At 50.4% G+C, this 19,432-nt stretch carries 18 protein-coding genes; 11 read left to right on the top strand and 7 right to left on the bottom strand.

The window, feature by feature from the left end; genetic code table 11:
- Nucleotides 1-152: 152 nt before the first annotated feature.
- Genes chvE through mmsB form a run of 3 tightly spaced genes read left to right on the top strand, consistent with a single transcriptional unit; the run spans nucleotide 153 to nucleotide 3,987 of the window.
- Entirely contained in the window at nucleotides 153-1,238 is a 1,086-nt protein-coding gene (chvE, locus tag M2277_RS15170; protein ID WP_006208662.1) for a multiple monosaccharide ABC transporter substrate-binding protein, read from the top strand.
- 47 nt (nucleotides 1,239-1,285) lie between these two features.
- Nucleotides 1,286-2,818: a multiple monosaccharide ABC transporter ATP-binding protein gene (gene mmsA, locus M2277_RS15165; protein ID WP_148248013.1), complete on the top strand. Its 1,533-nt coding sequence runs from the start codon at nucleotides 1,286-1,288 to the stop codon at nucleotides 2,816-2,818.
- A 2-nt stretch (nucleotides 2,819-2,820) separates the two neighbouring features.
- Nucleotides 2,821-3,987, top strand: a complete 1,167-nt coding sequence (mmsB, locus tag M2277_RS15160) for a multiple monosaccharide ABC transporter permease (protein ID WP_280755084.1) — start codon at nucleotides 2,821-2,823, stop codon at nucleotides 3,985-3,987.
- Between the two features lie 88 nt (nucleotides 3,988-4,075).
- Here the strand turns inward: mmsB and M2277_RS15155 are convergent, their stop codons facing one another.
- From M2277_RS15155 to M2277_RS15140, 4 genes are all read right to left on the bottom strand, one after another.
- Nucleotides 4,076-4,804, bottom strand: coding sequence for a Tat pathway signal protein (locus M2277_RS15155; protein WP_148248011.1), 729 nt, complete (start codon nucleotides 4,802-4,804; stop codon nucleotides 4,076-4,078).
- On the bottom strand, nucleotides 4,801-5,679 hold the full coding sequence (locus M2277_RS15150; RefSeq protein WP_063478816.1) for an ATP-binding cassette domain-containing protein: 879 nt from the start codon (nucleotides 5,677-5,679) through the stop codon (nucleotides 4,801-4,803). The genes M2277_RS15155 and M2277_RS15150 overlap by 4 nt, the downstream gene beginning before the upstream one ends.
- Entirely contained in the window at nucleotides 5,669-6,055 is a 387-nt protein-coding gene (locus M2277_RS15145) for a GntR family transcriptional regulator (RefSeq protein WP_036641280.1), read from the bottom strand. The genes M2277_RS15150 and M2277_RS15145 overlap by 11 nt, the downstream gene beginning before the upstream one ends.
- Before the next feature lie 177 nt (nucleotides 6,056-6,232).
- Nucleotides 6,233-6,829 carry a M15 family metallopeptidase gene (locus M2277_RS15140; protein ID WP_280755083.1) on the bottom strand — a complete coding sequence of 199 codons (597 nt, stop codon included), beginning with the start codon at nucleotides 6,827-6,829 and terminating at the stop codon, nucleotides 6,233-6,235.
- 195 nt (nucleotides 6,830-7,024) lie between these two features.
- Here M2277_RS15140 and M2277_RS15135 point away from each other — a divergent pair, with 195 nt between their 5' ends.
- The 8 genes from M2277_RS15135 to M2277_RS15100 all read left to right on the top strand — a co-directional run bounded on the left by M2277_RS15135 (nucleotide 7,025) and on the right by M2277_RS15100 (nucleotide 16,029).
- Nucleotides 7,025-7,552, top strand: a complete 528-nt coding sequence (locus M2277_RS15135; RefSeq protein ID WP_148248009.1) for a hypothetical protein — start codon at nucleotides 7,025-7,027, stop codon at nucleotides 7,550-7,552.
- Between the two features lie 281 nt (nucleotides 7,553-7,833).
- Complete coding sequence (locus M2277_RS15130) at nucleotides 7,834-8,703, top strand: MurR/RpiR family transcriptional regulator (protein ID WP_006208669.1); 870 nt, start codon at nucleotides 7,834-7,836, stop codon at nucleotides 8,701-8,703.
- Between the two features lie 106 nt (nucleotides 8,704-8,809).
- Nucleotides 8,810-9,772: an ROK family protein gene (locus M2277_RS15125; protein WP_280755082.1), complete on the top strand. Its 963-nt coding sequence runs from the start codon at nucleotides 8,810-8,812 to the stop codon at nucleotides 9,770-9,772.
- Between the two features lie 252 nt (nucleotides 9,773-10,024).
- A complete protein-coding gene (locus M2277_RS15120; RefSeq protein ID WP_280755081.1) occupies nucleotides 10,025-11,341 on the top strand; it encodes an ABC transporter substrate-binding protein in 1,317 nt (438 codons plus the stop codon).
- Between the two features lie 94 nt (nucleotides 11,342-11,435).
- Nucleotides 11,436-12,365 carry a carbohydrate ABC transporter permease gene (locus M2277_RS15115; protein WP_148248007.1) on the top strand — a complete coding sequence of 310 codons (930 nt, stop codon included), beginning with the start codon at nucleotides 11,436-11,438 and terminating at the stop codon, nucleotides 12,363-12,365.
- Nucleotides 12,365-13,198 carry a carbohydrate ABC transporter permease gene (locus tag M2277_RS15110; RefSeq protein WP_152827554.1) on the top strand — a complete coding sequence of 278 codons (834 nt, stop codon included), beginning with the start codon at nucleotides 12,365-12,367 and terminating at the stop codon, nucleotides 13,196-13,198. Before M2277_RS15115 ends, M2277_RS15110 begins: the two co-directional genes overlap by 1 nt.
- A gap of 46 nt (nucleotides 13,199-13,244) precedes the next feature.
- Nucleotides 13,245-13,931 carry an N-acetylmannosamine-6-phosphate 2-epimerase gene (locus tag M2277_RS15105; protein WP_280755080.1) on the top strand — a complete coding sequence of 229 codons (687 nt, stop codon included), beginning with the start codon at nucleotides 13,245-13,247 and terminating at the stop codon, nucleotides 13,929-13,931.
- Nucleotides 13,932-14,109: 178 nt separating this feature from the next.
- On the top strand, nucleotides 14,110-16,029 hold the full coding sequence (locus tag M2277_RS15100) for a DUF4855 domain-containing protein (RefSeq protein WP_280755079.1): 1,920 nt from the start codon (nucleotides 14,110-14,112) through the stop codon (nucleotides 16,027-16,029).
- A 265-nt stretch (nucleotides 16,030-16,294) separates the two neighbouring features.
- On the opposite strand, the gene M2277_RS15095 is transcribed toward M2277_RS15100, so the two are convergent.
- The 3 genes from M2277_RS15095 to M2277_RS15085 all read right to left on the bottom strand — a co-directional run bounded on the left by M2277_RS15095 (nucleotide 16,295) and on the right by M2277_RS15085 (nucleotide 19,406).
- The gene (locus M2277_RS15095; protein WP_036641291.1) at nucleotides 16,295-17,476 is read right to left on the bottom strand and encodes a MalY/PatB family protein; all 1,182 of its coding nucleotides are present in this window, start codon (nucleotides 17,474-17,476) and stop codon (nucleotides 16,295-16,297) included.
- 35 nt (nucleotides 17,477-17,511) lie between these two features.
- Nucleotides 17,512-18,435, bottom strand: coding sequence for an AEC family transporter (locus tag M2277_RS15090; protein ID WP_036641293.1), 924 nt, complete (start codon nucleotides 18,433-18,435; stop codon nucleotides 17,512-17,514).
- Nucleotides 18,436-18,686: 251 nt separating this feature from the next.
- Nucleotides 18,687-19,406, bottom strand: a complete 720-nt coding sequence (locus tag M2277_RS15085; protein WP_006208678.1) for a 3-ketoacyl-ACP reductase — start codon at nucleotides 19,404-19,406, stop codon at nucleotides 18,687-18,689.
- Between the last annotated feature and the right edge of the window lie 26 nt (nucleotides 19,407-19,432).

Here is a 19,432-nt window from a genome sequence, read left to right as displayed (position 1 = left end):
TCAGCAACAAAAGTATGAAATTTATAAAAAAGGTTGTTTTCGTGGAAAGACCGCTTCATTGAGGAAGTGTATCCTTTTTAGTACAGAGAGGCTTTGGAAAGTCGGATTTGTAAGCGCTCTCGATTCAACTTTTCGGAAAGGGGAACACACCGATGAAGAGAGGAATGTTAGGGGGGCTTATCGTGGCGCTGCTGCTGGCCCTGACGGCCTGCAACCTCGCCGAAAGTCAAACCGGGGACGCTCAGAAGGGATATGTCGGTCTTGCCATGCCAACCAAATCCTCCGAGCGCTGGGTGGCTGACGGGAAGAATATGGAGCGGATTTTTCAGGAAAAAGGATATAAAACCGATCTTCAATTTGCCGAAGACGTCATTGAAAATCAGATTTCGCAAATCGAGAACATGATTACTAAAGGGGTCGACGTTATTGTGATTGCTTCCATTGATGGCAATACGCTGACCGACGTCATTAAGAAGGCCCATGATCAGGGAATCAAGGTCATTGCATATGACCGGCTGATCCGCAACACCGAGCATTTGAGTTATTATGCCACCTTTGACAATTTTCAGGTCGGGGTTCAGCAAGCTTCCTACATTGAGAAAAAGCTTGGCTTGAAGGAAGGGAAGGGGCCGTTCAATATCGAGCTGTTCGGCGGATCGCCGGACGATAACAATGCTTACTTTTTCTATGACGGGGCGATGTCCGTCCTGAAGCCCTACATGGACTCAGGTAAGCTTGTGGTGCGGAGCAAACAGACAACGATGGCCCAGATTGCTACGCTGCGCTGGGACGGTGCGCTGGCCCAATCGCGGATGGATAACCTGATCAGTGCCAACTATTCCAGCGAAAATCTGGATGCGGTGCTGTCACCCTATGACGGGATCAGCATCGGTATTATCTCTTCACTCAAAGGCGTAGGTTATGGAACAACGGGCAAGCCGCTGCCGGTCATTACGGGCCAGGATGCGGAGCTGGCCTCCATCAAGTCGATTGTAGCCGGTGAACAGACGCAGACCGTGTTTAAGGATACCCGGCAGCTTGCTGAGCAGGCGGTCAAGATGGCGGAGAGTGTGCTGAAGGGACAAGAGGCTGAGGTCAACGATACCGAATCGTACGACAACGGTATTAAGGTTGTTCCGGCTTATCTCCTGCCGCCTGTATCCGTGGATGCTTCCAACGTGGAGAAAGAGGTTGTGGAGACGGGATATTACTCGAAGGAAGAAATCGGATTGAAATAGTATCGGGGTCGCTATGAAGAAACAAAACGATGGGAAGGTGAAGCCTTATGTCAGAGTACATTCTTGAAATGCGAAACATTACGAAAGCGTTTCCCGGTGTGAAGGCGCTGGACAATGTGAACTTGAAGGTGCGCGAGGGCGAGATCCACTCCTTGTGCGGGGAGAATGGAGCAGGCAAATCGACCCTGATGAAGGTGCTGAGCGGCGTATACCCGCACGGCACGTATGAGGGCGACATTCTGTTCCAAGGCACGGTGTGTGAATTCAAGGACATCAAGCAAAGCGAGGAACTGGGCATTGTCATCATCCATCAGGAGCTTGCATTGATTCCTTATTTGTCGATTGCCGAGAATATATATCTGGGCAACGAACGGGCCGAGAAGGGGATCATGAACTGGAACGAGACCATGACGGGAGCAAGGGAACTGCTGGATATGGTGGGGCTCAGTGAGAATCCGAATACGCAGGTTGGCAGCATCGGCGTTGGCAAGCAGCAGCTGGTCGAAATTGCAAAGGCCTTATCCAAGAAGGTGAAGCTGCTTATTCTTGACGAGCCGACAGCGGCGCTCAATGAGGACGATAGCGAGAATCTGCTGGAGCTGATGCTGGAGTTCAAGAGGCAGGGGATTTCCTGCATCCTCATCTCCCATAAATTGAACGAAGTATCGAAGGTCTCGGACTCTGTCACCATTCTGCGTGATGGTCAAACCATCGAAACGCTGAATATGAAGGGTGGCGAGGTGGACGAGGACCGGATTATCCGCGGGATGGTCGGCCGGGATTTGACGAACCGTTATCCGGAGCGGACTCCGAAGATCGGGGAAGTTATCCTGGAGATTAAGGACTGGACGGTGTATCACGAGCTGCAACCAGGCCGAAAAGTAATTGACAACGTAAGTTTGAATATCCGCCGGGGGGAAGTCGTGGGCATTGCCGGGCTGATGGGCTCCGGCCGGACCGAGCTTGCGATGAGTATTTTCGGCAGAGCTTACGGCAGGAATATTACCGGGACACTTCAGAAAGACGGCAAGGATATCCGAAATCACTCCATTACCGAGGCGATAGAGAACGGCTTTGCTTACGTGACGGAGGACCGTAAAGAATACGGCCTGATCCTGATGGACGATATCAAGCGCAACATCTCGCTTACCGGATTGTCCAAGCTGGCTAGGAACATGGTCATAGATGATCGGGAAGAAATACTTGTGGCGGAGGACATGCGGAAGAAACTCAAGATTAAAACGCCGAACATTCTGCAGAAGACGGGGAACCTCAGCGGGGGTAACCAGCAGAAGGTGGTCTTGAGCAAATGGATCTATTCCGAGCCGGATATTCTGATTCTGGATGAGCCGACCCGCGGGATTGACGTCGGGGCGAAATACGAGATTTATGCAATCATCCACCAGCTTGCGAATGAAGGCAAGGGCGTGCTTGTCATTTCCTCGGAGCTGCCCGAAATTTTGGGGATCTGCGACCGGATCTATGTCATGAGCGCGGGACGGATCACCGGAGAAGTCAGCAGAGAGCAGGCTTCACAGGAAACCTTGATGAGATACATGACCAAGAATGGAGGGGCATAAGCATGGAGACACTCAAGAAAATGTTTAAAAACAACATCCGTCAATACGGGATGATCATCGCCCTTGTTGTCATTATGATATTTTTTCAGATTATAACGGGAGGGCTACTGCTGGAGCCGATTAACATCACGAATCTGATTCTCCAGAACAGCTACATCCTCGTACTGGCCATAGGTATGGTGCTTGTCATCATTACGGGTCATATTGATTTGTCGGTCGGTTCGGTAGCCGCCTTCGTCGGAGCTGTTGCAGCGATCATGATGGTCGATATGCAGCTGCATCCGGTCATTGCCGTGCTCGTATCCTTGATTGTCGGCGGCCTAATCGGGGCTTGGCAGGGATTCTGGGTGGCTTATGTGAGGATACCGGCGTTTATCGTAACCCTGGCGGGCATGCTTTTGTTCCGCGGACTGACGATGATTGTACTGGAGGGCCAATCCATTGCGCCGTTTCCGGGAGGCTTCCAGAAGCTGAGCTCCGGCTTTATTCTGGATTTCAGCAACACAGGTACCAATCTAGTCGCAATTCTGGCGGGCATCATCTTTACGGTTATTTTCCTGATTAATGAGCTGCGGGAGCGAAAATCGCATAAAAAATACAACTTCGAGGTACTGCCAAGCGGCTTGTTCCTCCTGAAGCTGGTGCTCATCGCAGCGGTAATTAATGCCTTTACGTATATGCTGGCAAGTTACGCCGGTTTGCCCAATATTCTGATTCTGCTGCTGGTGCTCATTATCATCTATTCCTTCGTGATGAACAAAACCGTGATGGGCCGTCACATTTATGCGCTTGGTGGCAATGAGAAGGCAGCGGCCCTGTCCGGGGTGAAGACTAAGAAGGTCACGTTCTGGGTATTCGTCAACATGGGCGTGATGGCAGCGATCTCCGGTTTGATTTTTGCTGCTCGCTTGAATGCTGCGACACCGAGAGCGGGCACGAACTTTGAGCTGGATGCTATCGCAGCGAGTTTCATCGGCGGAGCCTCCGCTACCGGCGGGATCGGGACGGTCTTCGGCGCGATCATCGGAGGACTCGTTATGGGCGTACTTAATAACGGGATGTCGCTCGTAGGCCTCGGTATCGACTGGCAGCAAGGCATCAAGGGTTTGGTTCTCCTCGCGGCAGTAGCCTTCGATATCTATAACAAAAAGAAGAGCAGTGCCGCTTAATTTAAATGATGGCATCAGATCGTAAAATGGCTGATCTTGGGCAGACGAGTGTCGCTGCCCATGGATCAGCCATTTTTTTGCGTACAGGTTACATCTTAATTGTCACTCTTCGGGTTATCAGTCGGATCAGAATAAGCGTTATCAGAATGACAACGAGGGAGCCAATAAGAGAAACTGGCAGCGTGACGGAAAGGTCTGTTGTGACCGGCAGCCACTGTTCCCATATGGAAGAGAGCTCGAATTGCCACAATGCATCCATGAAGCTGATCAACACGAGGGCTACGGCGATCATCCCCAAGCCGCGAATCCAGCCAAACCGGTAAAATCCGGATCCGATCATCCATCCCATCAGATAATAGATCAAGATTTGCACGCCGAAGGAGACAAGTGTCAGCAGCCAGCTGTTATCAAACGCCTGCAGCAGCGAAGTACTTCCCGCATCTTGCGATGCAAACATCAAGGCAATCTGCTGAATCAGAGCTGTGACAACCGGAAATGCCAGGGATAGATAGACGGCCGCCAAGGCAGCTCCATTAAAGAATTCCTTGCGCGTAATCCCGTGTCTTACGTAATAGCTAAGAAAGCTGTAGGCCGAAATAATGCCGATAACGAGCATAAATCCTTTGGTTGAGCGGTAAGCGATGGAGAAGAAGTCCTCCTCCGCGAATCCTTCGCGAACATTGACACCGATGCTGGAGCCGATGCCGACTCCAAAATAGATTAGCAGCACAATAGATAGAAATCCCAACGCCCAGCTGCCTTGCTGCACAAACATATCTCTCGCTACTTTGGTTACGGCCGAAGACGTCTTATTCATGCGGTGTATTCCTCCCCCGTAAGATGGATAAACAAGTCCTGGAGCGAGATCGGACCGAGCTCAAGTCCAGCACGGCGTGCGGCGATTAGAGATTCCTCGCTTAACTCCCCGTAGATCATGACGGATTTCGTAGAGCCGAGCTGCTGTACGTTGAGCACGTTCATGCCCCGGATGAATTCATCCACTTTTGCCGCCATACCTGTAATGGATACGCCCCTGGATGTGAGGCTTTCGTAGTCCTCATGCAGCACCAATCGGCCTTTATGAATGATAATGACTTCTTCAAACAAATAGTCCATTTCAGAGACCAGGTGGGTGGAGAGGATGAACGTCCGAGGGTGACGCGCTTGATCCTCCAACAGCTCCCGGTAGAAAATTTCACGAGTCGGCGCATCCATTCCGAGATAAACTTCGTCCAGAATGGTAACGGGCGATCGGCTGGCGAGACCGATGCATACGTTAAAGGCGGATTGCATCCCTTTGGAGAGCTGCTTCAGCTGTTTATTCAGGGGCAAATTGAATTTACGGGCAAGCTCAAGGCCATAATCGATATCAAAGTGAGGCCGGTATCTGGCTATCGATTCAAATGTTGATTTTATTTTGTCCGACTCGTCTTTATAGTCAACATCGTAGATGAAGGAGATTTCCTTCATCATGTTTGCATTTTCGAAGGGCACCTCGCCGCCAATTGTAACCGATCCCGAGGAGGGCGTGCGATAGGAAGCCAGGACGGACAGAAGCGAGGTTTTACCTGCGCCATTGCGCCCGAGGAGACCGTAAATTTTGCCTGCCGGGAGAGAGAAGGAAACATCCCGGACGGCTTCGACGCCTCCGTATGCCACCGATACGCGGTCAAACTGTACATCAAGATTCATGGGGGTCACTTCCTTTTAACTGGGTTATGATTTGAAAAAGCTCATCCGTGGACAAACCGAGTTTGTCTGCTTCCTGCACCATGGGCAATACAAAATCATCTGCAAATGCGCTTTTCCTCGTTTGGAGCAGCTTCTCCTTTGCTCCTTCTGCAACAAACATGCCGACACCTCGCTTTTTGTAAATAAGTCCGGAATCAACGAGGAGGTTGATCCCTTTCAGCACTGTGATGTGATTGATTTTGTAAAATTGGGACAGCTGCGTTGTGGAAGGAACCTGCTCACCTTCAAGCAATTGATCGTTTACGATCTGGTCCTCGATCTTCTCCTTGATTTGGATGAACAGGGGCTTGTTATCCGGATGTACGGTACCGCTCAATAAGAATCACCGCCTTGCTTTCATGGCCTGTTAAGGTTATATGCTTATATATATGACTATATAACCAGAATGTGAATGGGATGTCAAGCACGCCTGCGAAATATCGTTGAACAAAAAAAAGAAGACCCATGTTCAATACATGAGCCTTCTATCGATACCCTCTTATTTTTGTATTTCTCATTTTATTGCTTCCAAATATTCATGGGATTCCATAGGAGGGAGCTTGCCCCGTTTCAAATCTCGTATCGTCAGTCCGAAATCGATTTGCAGATGCGGATAATCGGGAAAGTTGGCCCAATCGCCGCCCCACTGGAAGCCTAAATTTTTTGCAATCTCCACAACCTCCATCCAGTCAGCCTTGCCGTTTCCGTTCCCGTCATATTCCATGTCCCAGATGACGCTGCCGTCCTTTTGCTTCAGCGCAAAATCAATGGCTAAGCCATAATTATGCAGTGATTCGCCTGCCTTGGCGTTGGTCACAATATTGCCCGCTGTACTGCGGCCCTGATTGTAAATTCGGGTCTGTTCCTCATGGCTTCGGTACCCATCGGTAATGACGATCGTAATTCCTTTTTCCTTGGTGAGACGGACGAGTTCGTTCTTTTGCTGTAACACGTAGGGGTGGAGCTGGGTAACTTTAGGGGTTTCTTTATGATTAAAATCAAAATCGAGATCGTTGAAAATTCCCGGTATCGAGGTTTGCAGCTGCATATAAAATATGGCAAGTAATAGGGCAACAATAAGGAATAGTGTCGTTTTTTTGCGTTTAATCATGCGGATTCTTTAATCTACCTACTTTCGTGCTTGGCGTAAGGTCACTCGTAACTTCAGTCATCCCCTATTATATCGGCATCCCGCCCTGTGATCCAGCAGAGCTGCCTGATGACCATATATCAACATGAATAGAAATTCATGGTTGAACACATTCTATTCGTAAAACGGACGCTATCCGAAAAAAGGGGAATCGTGATGAGTCATATTCAAAACATGTCCATGAGACTTAACCAGCTATCCAGTCAATTGACCGCTGCAGGGCAGAACGGCCGTTTGGATGAAGTTGGGTTGATTGTCAGCGAGCTCAGCCAGCTCTACACCGAGCTTCAGAACTTGCAGGCTGCGGTTACATCTGAAACCTCTTCCTCCGCCCGGCAGGAGCTGGTGAATTGTCGTATCGTGCTGCACGGCATGATGGATGCTGTGCAGGATATCCGAACTGCTACGGCGGAGCAGTATCGGCAGGTGCTGGGCGAGAACAAAACGGTGTTTGAGCAGCTGGATGAGGCCGCTCAACAAAGCGAATATTCGCAAGCCTATCAATATCGTCTGGCGTTTAAGCAGATGGATGAAGTCAGCCAGCATCTCCATCAGCTGGATGGATCGATGTTGGATACGGGATATCAGCTCGAGCGGGGAGCGATGGCTGGTGACACTCTGAACGGAGCCGTCCAGAGTGAGGATTTGACCCTTGGTACAGACGAGGGTGGAACCATGATGTAAGAGAGAGCGGACTGCACGCGAAAGAGTGTGTCCCCGTGCTGCAGATTTGGAAGGTATCCGCATGTCATGTCCTGCGGAGAGTTTAGGACCCGAATTGCCATAAGAGCGAGTGCGTTAAACGCTGCGTTCTGGAAAAAGTGTTCTCCAGTAAAGCTGCAGATCCTGCCACAGGATACTGGCAGCTTCTTTTTTTTAGGATTGAAAGAAAACTCTTTTTTAATATATAATTAAGGAGAAAATATTCTTTTTGTGTTAGTTTAGAGAGAAATGAGGGACGTGGAATGGCAAGAGTAGGCCCGAGACTGAATCAATCCAATACACTGCTGATGATATCCAGCATCTATTCTTCTCTGACCAAGACGGAGAAGAAAGTAGCTGATTATGTAAAAGCTTATCCGGAAGAAACGGTACTGGCAACTGTAACGGATTTGTCCGAGAAAGCGGGAGTTGGCGAGACCTCCGTCATCCGATTTTGCCGCAAATTAGGATTCAGGGGCTTTCATGAGTTTAAGCTCTCGGTGGCGCAGGATCTGGTGGATCGCCCTCCGTCTGTGATCGATACCTCCATCGATGAGCAGGATGACATGATGACCGTTGCCCGCAAGCTGACGTTGCAGCATGAGATTCTGCTGAAGAACACGCTGGATCTGGTCAATACGGATAATCTGAAAATGGCGGTGGATAAGCTGTTAGCCGCAAACAAAGTGTATGTCTATGGCGTGGGTTCATCCGGTATAACGGCCCTGGATTTGCACTATCAGCTGATGAGGCTGGGGCTGAATGTGGAAGCGCACCGGGACTCGCACATTATTGCGATGTCGGCTTCTTTGCTGAAGAAAGGGGATCTGGTTTTTGCGATTTCGACTTCAGGCAGTACGCGCGATCTGGTCGATCCAGTGAAGGAAGCGAAGAAGAATGGCGCGGATGTCATCTGCTTGACCGGTCATCTCCGTTCTCCGATTGCCACTTACGCCGACACGGTTCTTCTGGTATCTTCACGCGAAATGCCGACGGAGGGCGGGGCGCTGGCAACAAAATTCATGCAGACGTATATGCTGAACATTCTGACCACGCTCTTAACGATGAAAAAGGTGGATGCCTCAGAGTCGCTGGAGAAAACCGCGAGGTCGGTTGTAGATAAGCTGTACTAGTGAATCGATCCCCGGAATCGATTCACATACGCGCTTAGGGGTGCCGGACAGAAGGAGCTATTGGATTTTTTGATCATAAAGGGAGTGAAGGGAGTGTTTCCTGGCGATGATTTACGCGATCGGCGTTGATATTGGGGGGACGAAGGTCCAGTTTGCCGTCATCGATAGAGAAGGGAATATAACGAACCGACATCGGGTGCCAACCGAGGCGAATAAAGGACCGGAGCAGCTTATGAACAAAGTGCTGCTTGGCATCGACATGATGATGGAATCCATTGATCAAGAAGAAGAGATCCAGGGCATCGGCATCGGCAGCGCCGGTCAAATCGATTACCGGGAAGGGACCGTTCGATATGCGGGAGATACGCTGCCGGACTGGACGGGGACAGCCATTAAAGAAATGATCGCCCGTCGCTACAACACTTCGGTTTATGTTGACAATGATGTTAATGTCATTGCGATTGCCGAGAAGATGTACGGTGTTGGCAAGGATTGCGACCATTTTGTATGTCTTGCGCTGGGCACGGGAATTGGCGGTGCAGTCATGGAAGCGGGCCGTCTTATTCGAGGTGTCTTTGGTGGAGCGGCCGAGCTGGGTCATGTCAGTATTGATATTAATGGTCCCCGCTGCAGCTGCGGGAACAATGGATGCGTTGAGTTGTATGCATCAGGCAGCGGGATTGCCAGACTGGGTCTTGAGATGCAGCGTAATGGAAGCGCTTCATATGCGTGGAGGCCTAATGCCCGGGACATTATTCAGGCTTGGCATCAGCATGATCCGTCTGCAACGCAAGTGATGAGAATCGTCATTCGGGCACTCGGTTCCGCTATTGCAGGGTATATACATACATTTAATCCGGAGGCTGTTGTTGTCGGCGGTGGCGTGGCGCAGTCCGGTCCCCGTTTCTTGCAGGCACTCGATCAGGAAGTCAACGCAAGAACTTCTTCATATATGAGGGGGTGCTGTCGTCTGATTCCGGCTAACTTTGGAAGTGACGCAGGTGTGATCGGAGCAGCCGCTCAAGTATGGCATTACGGAGAGTCATCTTGTTCGCAGTATATGATATAAAAGAATTATTACTCCATAATTTTATTATTAAATAAATATTTATTTTTTGATTACGGGTATGCCATTGAAACGTGAAATCATATGCGGGGCAAGGATTATTTTGATAATCCTTGCTCTTTTTGCGTTTTTATTAAAATAAAAATTAGAAAATTAAGGATTGACTAAAGAGAAAATATCCATTAATTTTTGTTTAGAAGGATTTTTTCTTCAAAATGAATTGTAAAATCCATGACATGTTGGAGGGTGAGTCATTTGAAGAGGCACTATAGAAAGAAGACGTTTCACGTTATGCTCCTGTTATTGTTAGCTTTCACGACCGTATTGAGTGCATGTTCCGGAACTGGCGGCACTGCCGGAAAACCCGGCGAGGGCGGTAAGGTGGAAATTCAATTATGGAGCTCTGCTACAGCAGAAAACGCGAAGCCGATTGAGAATGCTATAGCGAAATTCAATGAAAGCCAGGACGACATCGTAGTCAAGACACTCAGCAACCAGGATCATCAGAAACAATTAACCGCGATTTCAGGGGGCAGTGCTCCGGATATCATCGTAACGCAGTGGAATAATATCGGGCCGTGGTCCGCTGCCGGTGCGGTACAGTCCCTAGAAGAATTCATCAAGCGCGACGGTTATGACACCAGTCAGATCGTTCCTGCGGCGCTGGATCGCATGAAGGTCAATCATGAGATATTCGGTCTACCGATCTCTATGAGCATGGCCAACAAATTGTTCTACAACAAACAAGCGTTTGAGGAAGCAGGGCTGACAGCTCCGCCGGAGACGCTTGAAGAGCTGTTCGCATATGCGAAGAAACTGACCAAGAAGGATGCTAAAGGAAACATCACGCAAATGGGCTTTATACCGGATTACCCTTGGATCGATAATGTCTTCTGGCCGATCATCTTCAACGGTTCATGGGATGACGGCAGCGGGAAGCTGACGGCGAACCAGGAAGCGAATGTGAAGGCCATCGTTTATCAAATGAATTATTATCGGGAATTCGGGCAGGAGAGCATCGATAAATTCAAATCGGGCATGGGCGGCCTCGAGACTCCGCAGGATCCGATCCTGACCGGCAAGCTGTCCATGATTATCGGCTGGGAGAACTGGTATGTGGAGCATCGCGGCGAGGATAAGGAAGTGGGAGTAGCACCATTCCCGTATCCGGCGGCGAACCCTGAGCTCAAAGGCTCCGGCATGGTCAGTCCGATTGCCATGTTCATTCCGTCCAAGGCGAAGCATCAGGATGAGGCATGGAAGGTGATGCAGTACCTGCTCGGTGAGGACGTTCAGATTGAATACAGCATTGAGTTCGGTTCCATCCCGGTTCTAACGAAAGCACTCGATAATCCGAAGCTTACGGAGAATCAAGAGGTGAAGGAACTGTGGGATTATTATGAAAGCGCTAAAAACCCGAATTTGAAGGGCTTCCCGAACAGCATCTACATTAACGAATACTTGCAGACCTTGAACGAAGAGACGGAGAAGGCACTCAAAGGGCAGATAACGGCCCAGGAAGCAATGGATAATGTCGTGAACAAAATGCAGCCGATCGCAGACAAGAAATAATCCTGATGATGCAAGGAGCGGTGAGCACGATGGTTTAGCAAGCAAGCCGCTCCTTTTGCATGCTGTTGTTTTTTCACTTGGAGGTGAATGTCACATGGAACGTTTGGAACCCCGGAGCGGTATGAGAAGCAGGGAAAGGAAACGGCTGTTCATCGGACTTTTATTTTTAAGTCCTTGGATATTCGGCTTCCTGGTCTTCCAGCTCTATCCGATCATCACGTCATTGTATTACAGCTTCACGGAGTATAACCTGTTTACCTCGCCTCAGTGGGTCGGACTGGATAATTATGCGGAGATGGCCCAAGACGGCAAGATGCTCTCCTCTCTGTACAATACCGCATTCATGGCTTTGTTCGGATTCTTTCCGCAGCTTGCGTACGCACTGGGCATTGCTCTGCTGTTGAATCAAAGCGTAAAAGGACTGTCCCTGTATCGGACGATTTATTTCCTGCCCACACTTGTCCCGGCTGTAGCGGGGTCATTGCTGTGGATTTGGCTGCTGAACGCGCAGTACGGTCTGGTCAATCAGATGCTGGGTGCGATCGGCCTGCCGGAGCCGAACTGGCTGATGGACGAGAACTGGACCAAGCCTTCGCTGATTTTGATGGGTTTTTGGGGGACCGGAACCATTACGATCATGTATTTGGCGGCACTGCAGGAAGTGCCCAGGATGTATTATGAGGCCGCTTCCATTGATGGAGCGAACAAATGGCACAAGTTCTGGCATATCACATTGCCCGCCATCTCGCCCATGACCTTCTTTCAGCTCATTATGGGGCTCATCGGCTCCTTCCAATATTTCTCCCAAGGCTATGTGTTTGCGGAATCAAGCAACCAGGCCATTGGCGGACCGGGGAACTCGATTTTGTTCTATGCAATTTATTTGTTCCAAAATGCCTTCATGTTCCTGAAGATGGGGTACGCTTCAGCCATGGCATGGATATTGTTTGTGATTGTCCTGCTCCTGACCCTGTTAATCTTCAAGACATCCAGCAGGTGGGTTTTCTATGGAGGTGAAAAATAATGAACACGGCATCCATCGGCAGAAAGATCCTCCCGCATCTGCTATTGATCATCGTTGGTCTGCTGTTTCTGGCACCCTTTGCGTGGCTGCTGCTGACGACCTTCAAGACGGAGGATGAAATCTTTGTTATTCCGATACAATGGATCCCCAAGGAATGGATATGGGATAACTACGTGAATGCGGTCAGCATGATCCCGTTCATTAAATACACCTGGAACACCGTCGTGATTGCCTTGATGAGTGTTGCCGGCGTGGTCCTGTTGTCACCGCTGGTGGCGTACGGCTTTTCGCGAATCCAATTTAAAGGCCGAAACCTGCTGTTTATCCTGATGCTCAGCACGCTGATGCTTCCCATGCAGGTAACCATGATACCGCTGTATGTTGTATTCAACAAAGTGAATCTGCTGAATTCCAACTGGCCCCTGGTGCTGTCCGCGTGGTTCGGTACGGGAATGGCATACAATGTGTTTTTGATCCGGCAGTTTTTTAACGGCATTCCGATGGAGCTTACCGAATCTGCCAAAATCGACGGTGCGTCGGAGTTTCGCATCTATGCCCAAATTGTGCTGCCGCTTGCCAAGCCGGCCCTTCTGACAATCGGACTGTTTACGTTTCTGGCCGCATGGGGCGATTTCCAGGGAGCGTTGATCTATCTTAACGACCAGGAGACATGGACACTGTCTATCGGGCTTAAGCAGTTTATTCGGGAGAATGGGGTGGCATGGGGGCCATTAATGGCAGCCGCTACGCTGTTTACGATTCCGATCATCATCCTGTATTTCTTCGTTCAGAAGAAGTTTATCGAAGGTATTACCATTACGGGGCTGAAGTAAGCGATCGATCACACATTTCATTCTAAAACAGATGTAGGAGCTAATTATGAGGCGAATGATTACAGATAGAGGATTAGTGGTGTCTTGTCAGGCATATGAGGGTGAGCCGCTGTTTGGGCCTCTGCATATGGCCGAAATGGCGAAAGCAGCCGTGCTCGGCGGCGCAATTGGCATTCGGGCCAATGGGACGGCCGATATTTCCGCGATTAAAGCGGCTGTTAACGTTCCGGTTATCGGCCTGCTGAAACGGCAGATCGAAGATTATCCTGTTTACATCACGCCGACTCTGGAGGATGCCCTTGCTGTCCATGAGGCAGGCGCCGATATCGTGGCCATGGACGGGACGCGGAGGCCGAGACCGGATGGAAGAACACTGAAAGAGGTTGTGGAGGAACTGATGGGTCAGGGGATCCATGTGATGGCAGATGTATCCACTTTGGAAGAGGGGTTATATGCTGCCGATTTAGGCGTTCACTATATTTCCACGACGTTGTCGGGGTACACCTCGTACAGTCTCGACACCCATAAACCGGATATCGGATTGGTTGCCCGGCTGGTGCAGGAAACGCGGCTCCCCGTTATAGCGGAGGGCAGGTTTACCAGCGCAGATGAGATGATTCAGGCTCTCAATGCCGGTGCCAGGTTTGTTGTGGTCGGCAGTGCGATTACACGCCCCCAGGACATTACCGAGCGTTATCGGAAGTCGATTGAAGCGGCAGTGGATTTGTACTAGGGAAAGCGCAGGGGGAGTAACACAGCAAAGATAAAGATACTTGAAGGCATGTAAGGAGGTGAGATGACGTAACGGAGTGAGCCTGCTGTGCCGGCAAGGATATAGGGAGAATGGATAGTCCGGCACGATGAAGAGCGGTGAGCGATCAGGAAGATTGATATGAGGAGGGTAATTCAATATGCGTTCTATAAAACAGCGGATATCCTTAGCCATGATGTTGGTCATGATGTTCTCGATTGTTCCCTTAACGTATGCAGACGAGGCTCAATCGGGAGTTCGAAATCTGGCAAGAGATGCAACCTACACTTGGTCGGAAGCTCCCGAAAGTGCTTATCCCGATCCGGGAAACAAGCTGAATGACGGAATACACGGAACTCGCAACGTGCTTGATCCTGCATGGGTCGGGTATCTTCGCAAAAAAACGCGGGAGGTCGTGTTTGATCTGGGCGAACCCAAATCCATCTCGGGCATTAACGCGCGTTTTTTGCAGGATTGGCCGGGTTCAGCGATTCTGTTTCCCTTAACGGTATCGATGTACGTCTCGGACGATAATGTTCACTGGGCGAACTTGACGAATAAAGCAACACAGACATTATGGGTGGATGGTCCGCCTGTAGATGAAACTTACGCTTGGGATAGTCAAGCAGATGGTGTACCCGGTTTTGATGAGGCGGAGTTCGCTTATGCGCGTTATGTGAAGGTGACCTTCTCTATGCATACAAGAGCCTGGACCTTCATCGATGAAATCGAGATCACCGGTACGGATGGCAAAGCTTCCGGCGCGGTCCAGCTTCCGGCGCAAGACTTCAACTATTTGCAGCCGGGAGAGGCAACTGCGGGCATTCATAATCTGTCCCTCTTGTACAATGGACAGTATGCGAATGGGGAAGGTGACTGGAGCAAGGAGGAGATCATTTCCCAGATCAGTTACGTGAACCAGGATGGAGAACCGGTGGATTGGCTCTTTGACGGGGTTCTTACGCTCGGATTGATATCGCCGGATGGGCGTGACTATGGCGGCGGCGCGAACCTGAAGGACTGGAATTGGTACCTTGACAAAACGTTTGACGCGGATGGTGAGATGTACCAGCTCAATGAAGCCACCAAGGAGGTAGGAGTCAAGCTGGGACAGCCTGACCACAAAACCAAAGTCGTTGTAATGATCCCGGATACAGGTGAGTATCAAACCGACTTTGGTGACGTGGACGGAGATGGAATCTCCGAAAACTTTAATGGTGGGGCTATTGGCGAGGAGTCGGCCATGGCGAACAGGCAAAAGGCGATCCGCTGGTGGATGGACGAAGTGCTGCAGCGTTGGGACACTAACCAATACTCGAACCTGGAGCTGGTCGGTTTATACTGGTTGTCCGAACAGGTAAGCACAAGCGCTTCCGGACCGGATATGCTGAAATATGTGAATGGCCAAATTCATGACGAAGGACTGAAGTCTTTCTGGATCCCTCATTTCTTGGCTTATAAGAGTTATATGTGGGATGAGGTCGGATTTGATGCGGTGGCATTCCAGCCGAACTATTTCTTCGAAGACATGGGTAATGAGCGTCTGGACGATGCGGCCTACACAGCCAAACGGTTCGGAATGGGCGTTGAGATCGAATTTGACGGACGGATGTTGGGCGATCAAGTATTCCGTAACCGGTTTAAGGAATATCTGGACGGAGGCGTAAAGTACGGGTATATGAAGGATGCGTTCAAAGCGTATTACATGGGCTCCGGTCCGGTGTTGAGAGATGCGGCGACAAGCCAGGATCCGGATATCCGAATGATGTATGACTGGCTGTATCAGTTTGTTAAAGGGACGTACCAGCTGGAAAATACCGGTTCTCTGCACCTGAAAGGGCTGGTGGATCAGCTGGAGCAGGCAGGTGAATTTGCGAACCAAGGGGCTGCCCGTTCGCTGGTTGCAAAGTTGGATTCGGTCATCCGCTTCGAAGAGAAAGGGAACAAGAAGCAGGCAGCCCACCATTTGGAGGGCTTTATGAAATTGCTGGATAGCCATAAGCAGAGTGGGGCGGTATCGGCCAGAGCCTATCCCTTGCTAAAGGCAAATGGCGAGTATTTGGCAAAGCATTTGCAGTAGCCTTTGACGGAAAATATGTTTGCTGCCAAGCGAGCATGCATGGGGAAGCGGCAGAAATTTCCGCTTTTAGCCGGGAATAATGTGAAGGGAGCCCAAGGTATTCAGGGTTAATGGCCGTGGGCTCCTTTAAGATAAATCAGGATATTCGGGGTCAACAGCGATCGGAAGAATCTTCGTCTCGCAGCGTCCTTATAACAGACAAAGGGGTCGCCTCAGGTCAAGTGACTGGGACGGCCCCTGTTTATCGTTAGATCGCTAATTGATTTTACGCTTTCCGCCATGCCTCGATGGCTTGATGCAGGCGAGACAGCGCCTCTTGAACGGTGGCGCGCGTACAAGCCAAGTTCATGCGCATAAAGCCCTCGCCATCCTTGCCGAAGGAAGCGCCGCTGTTTAATCCAAGCTTGGCCTCATGAACCAGGAAGCGGGTCAGCTCTTCGTGGGACAAGCCCATCTGCCGGAAATCGATCCATAGCAGGTAAGTAGCTTCCGGCATAAATACCTTCAGCTCAGGCAGGTGCTCTTGTGCGTAATTCCGAACAAGCTCCATGTTCCCGCGAATGTATACCAGGAGCTCATCCAGCCATGGCTCGCCCTCACGATAAGCGGCCTCGGTGGCAGCAGCACCCATTGGTGTGATAGAGCCGATGGAGTATCGATTCAGTATTTTACGGAACTTGCTGCGCAGCTGTGCATTCGGAATGATCATGTTCGCCGTATTCAGGCCAGCGATATTAAACGTCTTGCTCGGTGCGGTGCAGATGATGGAACGCCCCTCGGCATCCTCCGATAGAGCTGCGAATGGTGTATGGCCGCCTTGCTCGAATACAAGGTCCGCATGGATCTCATCGGATACAACGAGTACATCATATTGCTGGCACAGGGAGGCCAGACGCTCCAATTCCTCTTTGCTCCACACCCGGCCCACCGGGTTGTGCGGACTGCACAGAATGATCATTTTGACATTGCCGGTAGAGAAGCTGTTCTCCAGATCCTCAAAATCCATCGAGTAATCCCCATCTTCGCTCAGGCGAAGCGGATTATGTATAAGCTCACGCCCATGCTCCTGTACGACGCGGTAGAACGGCGGATAAACCGGTGTCTGGATGACGACTTGGTCACCTGGCTCGGTGAATGCATCCACGATGAGGCTGAGTGCCGGAACCACACCCGGACAGAATTGAATCCATTCCTGCTGGATCGTCCAGCTGTGGCGGTTCTTCATCCAATCAGCAATGGCCCCCCGGTACGACTCGGTCGGGAAGGTGTATCCGAACACACCGTGTTCCACCCGTTTATGGAGTGCCTCAATGACAGCCGGCGGTGCTGAAAAATCCATGTCCGCCACCCACATCGGGAGCACATCGGGCGCGCCGAAGACGGTGGGAACGTTATCCCATTTCTCACAGGCGGTTCGGTTACGGTCAATAGCAAGATCAAAGTTCATATGTAATTTCCTCCTAGTCAGAGCTGAGTTAGCGGTTAAGCTATAAATTTGGCTAATGTGATTAAGCCGGTAATCGTAATTACGTTTAGTATGGTCGATATCAGGACGGTTTGTGCAGCAAAATCAGGTTCATTTTGATATTCTTCCGCCAGAATGGATGAATTTACCCCGACCGGCATGCCGGAGGCGATAATGAGCGCTTGAGCCGGGATGCCTTTGAGCCCAAGGAGCAGTACAATCAGAATGCCGATCGCAGGCGCAACCAGAAGACGCAGCAGAACGCTCAGATACACATCAAGGCGGCGCAGGCGAAGCGGATATTTGATAATCTGTGCGCCCAGCGTCAGCAGAGCGATTGCCACCATGGATTGGTCCGCATACGTAAGCGGCTGTGATATAAAGACCGGGAGCGGCAGAGCCAGGGCATGCAGCAGAATTCCGATGACAAGGGCATAGGGGACGGGCATTTTCAAGAAGCCGATAATGGCTTGTTTGTATAACCCTTCCGTCTTGGCGCCTTGAATGGAAATAACTCCGTACGTGAACGTAAGGAGGCTCTGAAAGGACATGATGAGCGCTTGAACCGAGCCGGCCATCGGATCGCCCTTGAAGGCCAGATCATTGATCGGAAGGCCGTAATTGCCCGAGTTGTCCAGCAGCAGGCTATTGGTAAACGCAGCTTTCATACCCCGATTGAACCTGCGCTGTTTGGCAACCAGCGTGCTGATCAGGTAGAGGACACCGATATAGAGCGCATAGAACAAGGCCACCATGCCCAGCAGCTGCGGCGACATCTTGGATTCATACATACTCATAAATACGGCTGCAGGCGTAATGTAATAAAAGTTGATCTTCGCGAGTGTGTACAAATCGAGCTTAAAGGCATATTGCATAATGATGCCAAAGCCTATCAGGACAAAGATGGGGAGAACCACTTCGAGTAAAATGTCGGCGATCATGCTGTAGTCATCTTCTTTCCATGAGTGTTACCTTAAGGTGAATATCCGGCTGTTCGTGTTAGACCATGTCATTATATCATGACCTTGCAGTGTTGACACTTGATTCCGTATGGAAAACAGAATCGGGATTCCACCAACCTATGATCACCGCTAGTTATGTTCGCATTACGCAAAAAGGGTGCTCCCGTGGCCAGTGGCCAGGAAACACCCTTGAATCAATATAGCAATATAACGCCAGCCTCAGCGCGTCTTTATTGCGGGTTTGTTGTCCAAATCCCGGCGGATTTGACAAATACCCGCTGCGGCAGCTTGAGTGCCGCCAGCACAAGCTCGGCCACATCTTCCGGCTGCATCATCCGGTCCTCGTCCCCAATCTTAAGACCGGCGTTAACGGCAAGATCCGTGTTGACAGTGCTTGGGGTCAGGGCGGTTACACGGATGTTATGTTTGCGTACCTCCTGCAGTACGGCTTCAGTCAGTCCCATAACGGCAAATTTAGAAGCGTTGTAAGCAGACCCCGTGGCAAAACCACGCTCTCCGGCCGTGGAGGAGATGTTGACGATATCTCCCTTGTTATGCTCAATCATGCCAGGCAGCGCTGCGCGCAGCATATAATAAGTGCCCATCAGATTGACATCAACGATGCGTTTCCATGCTTCCGGCTCCATATCCAGCAGATTCCCAAACTGGGCAATCCCCGCATTGTTAATCAGAATGTCCACCGAGCCCAGCTCCATGTTCACCGCGGCAAAAGCTGCCTCTGCCTCACTTTGCACAGAAACATCGGCAACAGCAGCTACCGCTCTGACGCCATATTGTTCTACAATCAGGGCGCTAAGCGGCTCCAGGTCCGAGGCAGTGCGGGCAACGAGCCCAACATGCACGCCTTCCTTGGCAAGAGCGATGGCTAGGGCGCGTCCGATCCCTTTACCTGCACCCGTTATCAGGGCTGTTTTATTTTTTAGGCTCATGACCTTCACTCCTTCACATAAATAAA

Origin of the sequence: Paenibacillus sp. LBL, assembly GCF_029893715.1 — a bacterium.
Taxonomy (GTDB): Bacteria; Bacillota; Bacilli; order Paenibacillales; family Paenibacillaceae; genus Paenibacillus_AQ; species Paenibacillus_AQ glucanolyticus.
Note: the sequence above shows the minus strand (reverse complement) of the source record. Positions and strands in the feature narration are given on the sequence as shown.

Coding starts and splice junctions, on each gene's coding strand:
- chvE (WP_006208662.1), top strand. CDS start 153: ATGAAGAGAGGAATGTTAGGGGGGCTTATCGTGGCGCTGCTGCTGGCC.
- mmsA (WP_148248013.1), top strand. CDS start 1,286: ATGTCAGAGTACATTCTTGAAATGCGAAACATTACGAAAGCGTTTCCC.
- mmsB (WP_280755084.1), top strand. CDS start 2,821: ATGGAGACACTCAAGAAAATGTTTAAAAACAACATCCGTCAATACGGG.
- M2277_RS15155 (WP_148248011.1), bottom strand. CDS start 4,804: ATGAATAAGACGTCTTCGGCCGTAACCAAAGTAGCGAGAGATATGTTT.
- M2277_RS15150 (WP_063478816.1), bottom strand. CDS start 5,679: ATGAATCTTGATGTACAGTTTGACCGCGTATCGGTGGCATACGGAGGC.
- M2277_RS15140 (WP_280755083.1), bottom strand. CDS start 6,829: ATGATTAAACGCAAAAAAACGACACTATTCCTTATTGTTGCCCTATTA.
- M2277_RS15135 (WP_148248009.1), top strand. CDS start 7,025: ATGAGTCATATTCAAAACATGTCCATGAGACTTAACCAGCTATCCAGT.
- M2277_RS15130 (WP_006208669.1), top strand. CDS start 7,834: ATGGCAAGAGTAGGCCCGAGACTGAATCAATCCAATACACTGCTGATG.
- M2277_RS15125 (WP_280755082.1), top strand. CDS start 8,810: ATGATTTACGCGATCGGCGTTGATATTGGGGGGACGAAGGTCCAGTTT.
- M2277_RS15115 (WP_148248007.1), top strand. CDS start 11,436: ATGGAACGTTTGGAACCCCGGAGCGGTATGAGAAGCAGGGAAAGGAAA.
- M2277_RS15110 (WP_152827554.1), top strand. CDS start 12,365: ATGAACACGGCATCCATCGGCAGAAAGATCCTCCCGCATCTGCTATTG.
- M2277_RS15105 (WP_280755080.1), top strand. CDS start 13,245: ATGAGGCGAATGATTACAGATAGAGGATTAGTGGTGTCTTGTCAGGCA.
- M2277_RS15100 (WP_280755079.1), top strand. CDS start 14,110: ATGCGTTCTATAAAACAGCGGATATCCTTAGCCATGATGTTGGTCATG.
- M2277_RS15095 (WP_036641291.1), bottom strand. CDS start 17,476: ATGAACTTTGATCTTGCTATTGACCGTAACCGAACCGCCTGTGAGAAA.
- M2277_RS15090 (WP_036641293.1), bottom strand. CDS start 18,435: ATGATCGCCGACATTTTACTCGAAGTGGTTCTCCCCATCTTTGTCCTG.
- M2277_RS15085 (WP_006208678.1), bottom strand. CDS start 19,406: ATGAGCCTAAAAAATAAAACAGCCCTGATAACGGGTGCAGGTAAAGGG.